The sequence below is a fragment of the Novosphingobium beihaiense genome, from assembly GCF_022832375.1.
GTDB lineage: Bacteria > Pseudomonadota > Alphaproteobacteria > Sphingomonadales > Sphingomonadaceae > Novosphingobium > Novosphingobium beihaiensis.
The window spans coordinates 1-6,751 of record NZ_JALHLG010000078.1; the positions used below are offsets into that span (position 1 = coordinate 1).

Sequence of the window (6,751 nt, forward strand, 5' to 3'; positions counted from 1 at the left end):
CTCGTCGCGCAAGCGGCCGTTGAAGGACTCGACGAAGGCATTATCGGTCGGCTTCCCGGGCCTGCTGAAGTCCAGTGTGACCCGGTTGATGTAGACCCAGTGGTCGAGGGTGCGCGAGATGAATTCGGGGCCATTGTCCACCCTGATCTTGGCAGGCGGACAGCCCCATTCGAAGAGCAGGCGATCCATGACATCCACTACCTGCTCGCCCTTGATGCCCTGATCCACCCGAATGGCCAGACACTCGCGGGTATAAGCATCGACAACGGTCAGGGCACGGAACCGCTTGCCGTTGAACAGGGCATCGGAGACGAAGTCCATCGCCCAGATCTCATTGGGCCTGGACGCCAGTGGTCGCTCCACCCGCCGCGCCGCCATGACGTGACGACGCGGACGTTTCGCTCGTAAGTTTAGGCCTTCCATACGATAAAGCCGCCGGACCCGCTTCACGTTCACGGGCCAGCCCTCGCGCCGAAGCAGTACGTGGATGCGGCGATAGCCATACCGCACACGTGTCTCGGCGATCTCCTTGATCCGCTTGCGCAAGAGCGCCTGGTCGTCACGGATCGACTTGTAGCGGTGCGTCTTGCGATCGAACCGAAGGATGGCGCAGCCACGGCGCTCGCTCACCCGAAACCGGTCCTGAACTCAGTGGACGATCTCCCGCAGTCGGCCAGGCGCTACACTTTTTTGCCAGAACTTCCTGAAGCATCGCCTTGTCCAGCGACAGATCGGCCACGAGGCGTTTGAGCTTCTGGTTCTCCTCTTCAAGCTGGCGCATCTTGCGCAGCTCCGATGGACCAAGCCCGCCATAAAGCTGCTTCCAGCGGTAGTAGGCCGCCTCCGATACGCCCATCTTCCGGCAAACCTCGGCAACCGGCGTTCCCACCTCGGCCTGCCGCAGGGCAAATGCGATCTGTTCGCCCGTAAACTTCGATTTTGCCAGATTTCTCTCATTCCCACTGGAGGCATTCTACGGAAAAGGGGCAATTTGTTGCGTATAGGCGCGGTGGAAGCAATGGCGCTGCGCAGCGCAGGCCGCTTTATATCGCACGTGGATTGTGTGGCCTCAAAAACATTTTCCAAGCCTTGGCATGTTTCAAGCAACCGAGATGATAATGGCTTCTTCTTCCTGCAATATTTTGAGGCAGGCAGCGATATCGATTTCAGCCTGTTCGGGAGTTACATTGAAATTTTCGATTGTCTTTTGCAAAAGGGCTTCTGTGCTTTGTACCTCGTCGAGGCATTTCCACAGAAAGCGGGCGGTTCTGTTTAATGATACGAACATACCGCTTTCGGTGTTCATCATCATGGTTTCATTGTCGACGTCAGCCTCAAGCCAATTGCCGATCTTACGTACCGCGTTCATACGCAAGGATGCCTTTCTTGATCTAGAATTCGGAATAGAAGGCCGCTTCATAGCCTAGCCTGTCCATCATCGCGGCGTGATTGCGTTCGATGCGCTTGACTTGTCCACGGGTCAATTCATCGCGCCATGCGCCACTGACGCCGCGACGGAAAAAACGCCGTCCCCGATAGGCCTCTGCAAAGCCGCTTTCCTCCTCCAGTTTATGCAGCGTGTCAAAGCTGGTTCTCTCTATAGCCCGGCGGAGGCGCTCCGTATCGACGGCCCGGCCACAAGCCGCCAGAGCGGCGGACATGGCGGCCATTGGCGCTTCCTGCATATCCTCGTAGCGGATGCAGTGAACGGGGATGCTGGTTTGATCAAGCCAGCTGGCGTTGAATTCCGACCAGCACATCAGGAGTTGGCGGAGTTGGAGCGTCTGTTCATGCCGGCGCCCACTCAGACTTGCGTCAGGATCGTTCATGAAGTCGATCGCCTGATCAATACTGAAGCCCATATGATTTGCCAGAGAGGGGGCAATGTCACGGGGATCCCTTACCATAAGAATAGCGTTGCCTGCCGCCTGAGCGCCTCCCAGTACAGGCTGGCCATCGGGAAGGTAGCTCCAGGCATCATGGGTCTTGGTTAGCCGATAACCCATCTTCGTGCTGTGAGGCCTCTCCGCCTCCTGTCTGAAAACACCATTGCCATCCTGCATGAGCTCCGCCCTGTGAAATAGCGGTCGCAGGGCGGCACATTCATCATGGGTGAGCAGTCCGCTCTCAAGGAGAAGCATGTCGTCGAAGGGGGCTCGGGCGGATGCCATCAGGTCCGGGGTTCCCGACGAGCCGGTCGCTAAAGAGTTGTCATCCTCGGCATCCAGGTTGGCTACAATCAATCTGAACCAGGTGTTGCCCGATTTGGGGTAAGAAGCGAGCCAGGACCGCGGGGTCATTTTGCATTGCCTGCTTTCGGAAAAGCAGGAGTGGCCCATTGTTCTTCCAGGCAGTCCAGAACTTGGTCGAGATGGTCGAAATTCATGGCGCGGCGCAGAACAAAGATACCGCTGGTTTGGGTGATCCGGGCCGCCCCGCTGAAATATGCTGCCTGTTGGCCCAACTCCCGCATGATGCGTGGTCTGTACGCGTTCCGGCGAACAATCGCGGCGGCATCCAGCAAGGATGCCCGCGTGATTGAAACGATTTCGCCATTGTCGCTTTTATGAAGCTCATACAATGCTTTGACCGGTAGCGGGTGGCTGATCGTCGCTACCGGGGCAACATGGAATTTGTGCATCTGGGTGCGCACGCCTTCGCCGCGGCGGGCATTCAGGTCCAGGGCTTCCACGGCGTTGTCCCATAGCTTGTGGCGGCGTCCGTCCGGATGAACGCGCATTCCGTGCTCCGGATCTTCGAACAGCGGGCTAAGATCATCGCACAACATCGCGTAGCCACGCTTGCCGAGCGCGGCGGCAAGCGTGGACTTGCCGGCCCCTGACGGGCCGCACAGAATGACCGCCCCGTCGCCGACTTTGACGGCGCTGCCATGCAGCACCAGCGCGCCGCGCAAGTGCAGCAGCAACCCCATGACGCTGCCGGTAAGGAATGCGGAAAGCTCTTCGGGAGGCAGGCCAGGGGCAGGCTGAAATGTGATCCGGGAAGCGTCGCGAATAAGAAATTTTCCGATGTTGGGGATCTTGAGTAGAAAATGGGATTCAGCCAGTTCCCAGTTCGGTCCGACAGTGACCTGCGGAATATCAAGCGTATCGGGCACCTGCCCGTTAACAATCGTCACATCGACCAGTGCATCGCGGGTATCGATATCGAGCAGCGAAGGCAGCGATATGGTGCTTGCGATATTCAGCGCACAGGCTCGATAAAAGTGGGAAAATCGGGATGGTTCGGATTCATGCGAAAGGCCTTTGCCGGTGTCGGGGAGAATCTGAATGCCGGTCATGTGATGCGCTTACCGTGTAACTGGGGCGGGCTTCATGCAAGGAAGCGGGACCAGCGGTTCTATAACGGAATCTGCCCCCTGTCCAAGGCGGGGAAGGGCCGCCGTGCGATATCGGCTGGCATCGAAAGCGTGGGTATTGGCGCAAGGGCAGGCGATCCGGCGTTGATGGTCGAGGTCGGATGAGTTAGATGTTCCAGCACCCGATAACGTTGCGTTTCGCTAAGGAGACTGAAATTGGCAGACTGTGTGAAGGTTGAGACTCAAGAAGCAGAGTTTCAGGAGGGCAAGGACCTGCAGGAATGGATCACGCCTGAAGTTCAAACGCTGTCCGCCAATGCCGCCGAATTTACAGCCAACCCCGGCAACGATGGGGTCACGACTGTTTCGTGAAATAGCGGCATTGCTCTGAAGCAGGGCATTTTCGCTGCAAAAGCCGCCGTCACAGAGGGGGCGGCTTTGTTGAGCGCGGAGGGCTCCTGAATTCCCTCCGCGCCCGGTGATGATATTGGATTTTTTCTCAGATGGGGTTTTGCGGTGGAACCGGGTCGGGGTTCGTCCGGCTCGAAGCGGCGCTGCAGATACTGCGCCTTGGCCCAGGGCGTAACTTTCCCAAGCGTACTCAGGACGATGTCAAAATCGGCTGTTGTGACGATAGCGTCATCGCCGCCGACGATCATCGTATCGCCGTATTCAACGGTCGCCTCGACTACGTCGATAGTTTGCGCAGTGCGTTGGGCGAAAGTGCGCGCGCCGTCACAAATCCCGCGCAGATCATGCTGGCGGCCCATGCGAAATGGGGCATCGATTTTTGCGAACATTTGATCGGCGATTATAGCTGCGCGCTGTGGGACGGGCGCGAGAAACGCATGATCCTGGCCGTCGATCCCTTTGCACTGCGCCCCTTGTATTATTGGCAGGATGGCGATCGGTTGTTGTTCGCAACCGAAATGAGAGCACTGTTGAGCGATCCCGCGATCCCCCGCGTGCTCGACCAGAAGATGATGGCGGATATTCTTGCCGTTCAGCCGTGTGATCCGATGCGTACCATGTATCAGGGCATCTGCCGGATCCCTGGCGGTCACAGCGTGATCTGGGAGAAGGGGCGCATTCGCAGTGAGCGCTGGTGGCGGCCGGAACAGCTTGCGACGCTTCGTTTCCGTTCGGATCGCGATTACGAAGAGGCACTGCGCGAGGCGTTTGAAGCTGCGGTAGCCTGCCGGATCGGGACCAGCGAGCCAATCGGAACGCACCTTTCCGGTGGTCTCGACAGCAGCTCGGTTACGGCGCTTGCTGCCCGCCAGCTAGCCGCGCAGGGCCGTGAACTTACGGCCTACACGGCAACGCCACGCCATGACTTCACTTTGCCGCAGCAGCAATTCGGCGATGAATGGGGGCACGCCGCGCTGGTCGCCGAGCGCTATCCCAACATTCGGCACCACCGCATCGACAACGATGCGGTGACGTATCTTGAAGCGCTTCAAGCACGTGAAATGGCTCACGAATGGCCGATGATAGGATCGGTCAACTTGCGTTGGGGCGATGCTATCGAGCGGGATGCCCGCGATCGTGGCATCAAGATCCTGCTCTTCGGCCAGATTGGCAATATGACCGTCAGCTATGACGGCGTCGAATTGTTCGCGGATCAGCTTCGTTCGGGTCGATGGGGGCAGGCGTTTCTCACTGCACGTCGGTCTGTACGTTCGGGGGCTGCCAGGTGGCCGGCAGTTGCCAACGAGACTGCCCGTCTCATGCTCCCTCGCCACATTCATCGGCGTTTGCTTGCCATTGCCGGCAAGCGGGAAATGGGGCTGAGGGACTATTCGCTTATCAACTCCGATTTTGCCGAAGAGGCAGGGATTGCAGAGGCGGCCAATGCAACGGGGGGCAATATGCGTAATGTGCCTCATCGTGACGGGCTTGCATTTCGACTTTCGGTGTTAACGCGAATGCAGCACAACTTCGGCGATTGGGTGGCGGCGACACGTCGCCTTTACAACATTGAAATCCGCGACCCCACAGCAGACCGCCGTCTGGCGGAACTGTGCTTTGCGATCCCGCAGGAGCAGTTCATCAAGGCTGGCGTCCCGCGTTCACTTTTGCGTCGGGCGATGCGCGGCATCCTGCCCGATACCCTGGTGGATGAGCGTAGGAGAGGGAAGCAATCCGCCGATTGGACGACCAGCTATGCGGCGGAACGCCCCGAACTTCAGGTTGAGGCCAGACGTCTGCGACACAGCGACTTTGCCCGGACTTGTCTTGATCTCGATAGGATGGAAGCAATGCTGGAAAACTGGAAAGCTCCGGCGCCTGGCATCCCGGCAGATCCGATGGAAGCCATTATTCTCATGCGCGGGCTGGCAGCAGGCCGTTTTATCCGGCGGTTCGAAGGCGGCAATGGCTAGGACCTGTCAATCGCCGGTATCACAGTAACCAACGAGACGCCGGATTCATCTCCGGAACCAGCAATTGATGGCAAAACGGCTATCCATGAAATCACCGGAATCGCATGAGACCGGCAACACCTCGTGCGGCAGCCAGGCCGGAAACAGCAAAAGGGTATCCCGTCCGGGTATGATATCGATGAATCGCCCGCCTTCTGTGGCAGGGACAAGGGAATGAATGCGCAATTCGCCGCCCTGGTAACCTTTGGGCAGCGTATGAAAATAGAGGACGGCACTGAGAGCGCGGAATGACTTATCGTCAGCTGCACCCGTCTGCGTGTCTATGTGAGTATGGAAAAATGCGCCGTCGCCGTGTGCCACCAATTCCATTTCAAGGCGTTTCAGCCCAAAGGGTTTCAGTCTGAGTGTTTCGACGGCCTCATTCATGACAGCGCGGAAGCGTTCTTCCAATGCGTCACGCAAGACGCCGAAATCTCTAAGCCCGAGTGAAACTCGTTTGTTCGGGTTTACACACATGCCTTTGGTGTTGGTGACAGTTGTCGGCACGAAGGCGGATTGGTTCGCCTCAACGTAGGAGAGCAGCGTCTCGACAAGGTCGTTGCCAAGGAAATGTTCGATCCTCCAGTGAGCGCCCGGTCTGGTGAAAGCTTCGGGTGGAGATAGAGGGCTCATGGTAAAGCTTGCTTTGGGAGGGGGGACATCGGAATCCGGTGGTGTTGCTCTGCGAGCTATCGGACATCACCAGGCGAGACACAATGCCAGATCCTATGCAAATCCATTCGATGTTCACGCCCAACGGACATCTGCCGACGATGTCGCCTCGGGCACGTGTCGGTATCAAAGCAGTCGTGCAGGCCGTCGGGGCTGGGGTCGCATCAAAATGCCCGAATAGGCATTTTTCAAACAGGCTCTAAGTGGCTAGAATCGCCTCGTGCACGATCCCGTTCCGGCGGCTGGCCCGGCGGCTGGGGGAATTCGTGCCGCCTGACGATGTGCATGTTACGGGCTTTGTTGCGCAAATGGCCAATGGATTCCGTTAGCGAATCCA

The 6,751-nt window shown here is 58.1% G+C and carries 7 protein-coding genes and 1 pseudogene; 3 read left to right on the forward strand and 5 right to left on the reverse strand.

The features are described from left to right. From MTR66_RS20780 to MTR66_RS20795, 4 genes and pseudogenes are all read right to left on the reverse strand, one after another. A pseudogene (locus MTR66_RS20780) lies at positions 1 to 946 on the reverse strand (IS3 family transposase); the annotation flags it as partial. A gap of 153 nt (positions 947 to 1,099) precedes the next feature. Continuing rightward, complete coding sequence (locus MTR66_RS20785; RefSeq protein ID WP_243924591.1) at positions 1,100 to 1,369, reverse strand: PqqD family protein; 270 nt, start codon at positions 1,367 to 1,369, stop codon at positions 1,100 to 1,102. A gap of 22 nt (positions 1,370 to 1,391) precedes the next feature. Beyond that, the gene (locus MTR66_RS20790) at positions 1,392 to 2,300 is read right to left on the reverse strand and encodes a sulfotransferase domain-containing protein (protein ID WP_243924593.1); all 909 of its coding nucleotides are present in this window, start codon (positions 2,298 to 2,300) and stop codon (positions 1,392 to 1,394) included. After that, positions 2,297 to 3,301 (reverse strand): hypothetical protein, encoded by a 1,005-nt coding sequence (locus MTR66_RS20795; RefSeq protein ID WP_243924595.1) that lies wholly within the window; start codon positions 3,299 to 3,301, stop codon positions 2,297 to 2,299. Before MTR66_RS20795 ends, MTR66_RS20790 begins: the two co-directional genes overlap by 4 nt. Before the next feature lie 246 nt (positions 3,302 to 3,547). Between MTR66_RS20795 and MTR66_RS20800 the strand changes: the two genes are divergently transcribed. After that, the gene (locus MTR66_RS20800; protein ID WP_243924597.1) at positions 3,548 to 3,691 is read left to right on the forward strand and encodes a hypothetical protein; all 144 of its coding nucleotides are present in this window, start codon (positions 3,548 to 3,550) and stop codon (positions 3,689 to 3,691) included. A 131-nt stretch (positions 3,692 to 3,822) separates the two neighbouring features. Beyond that, positions 3,823 to 5,703 carry an asparagine synthetase B family protein gene (locus MTR66_RS20805; protein ID WP_243924599.1) on the forward strand — a complete coding sequence of 627 codons (1,881 nt, stop codon included), beginning with the start codon at positions 3,823 to 3,825 and terminating at the stop codon, positions 5,701 to 5,703. Between the two features lie 45 nt (positions 5,704 to 5,748). Here MTR66_RS20805 and MTR66_RS20810 read toward each other — a convergent pair whose 3' ends face one another. Beyond that, complete coding sequence (locus MTR66_RS20810) at positions 5,749 to 6,375, reverse strand: 2OG-Fe(II) oxygenase (protein ID WP_243924601.1); 627 nt, start codon at positions 6,373 to 6,375, stop codon at positions 5,749 to 5,751. Positions 6,376 to 6,617: 242 nt separating this feature from the next. Between MTR66_RS20810 and MTR66_RS21310 the strand changes: the two genes are divergently transcribed. Further along, the gene (locus MTR66_RS21310) at positions 6,618 to 6,743 is read left to right on the forward strand and encodes a hypothetical protein (RefSeq protein ID WP_268740640.1); all 126 of its coding nucleotides are present in this window, start codon (positions 6,618 to 6,620) and stop codon (positions 6,741 to 6,743) included. The last annotated feature ends 8 nt before the right edge of the window (positions 6,744 to 6,751 follow it).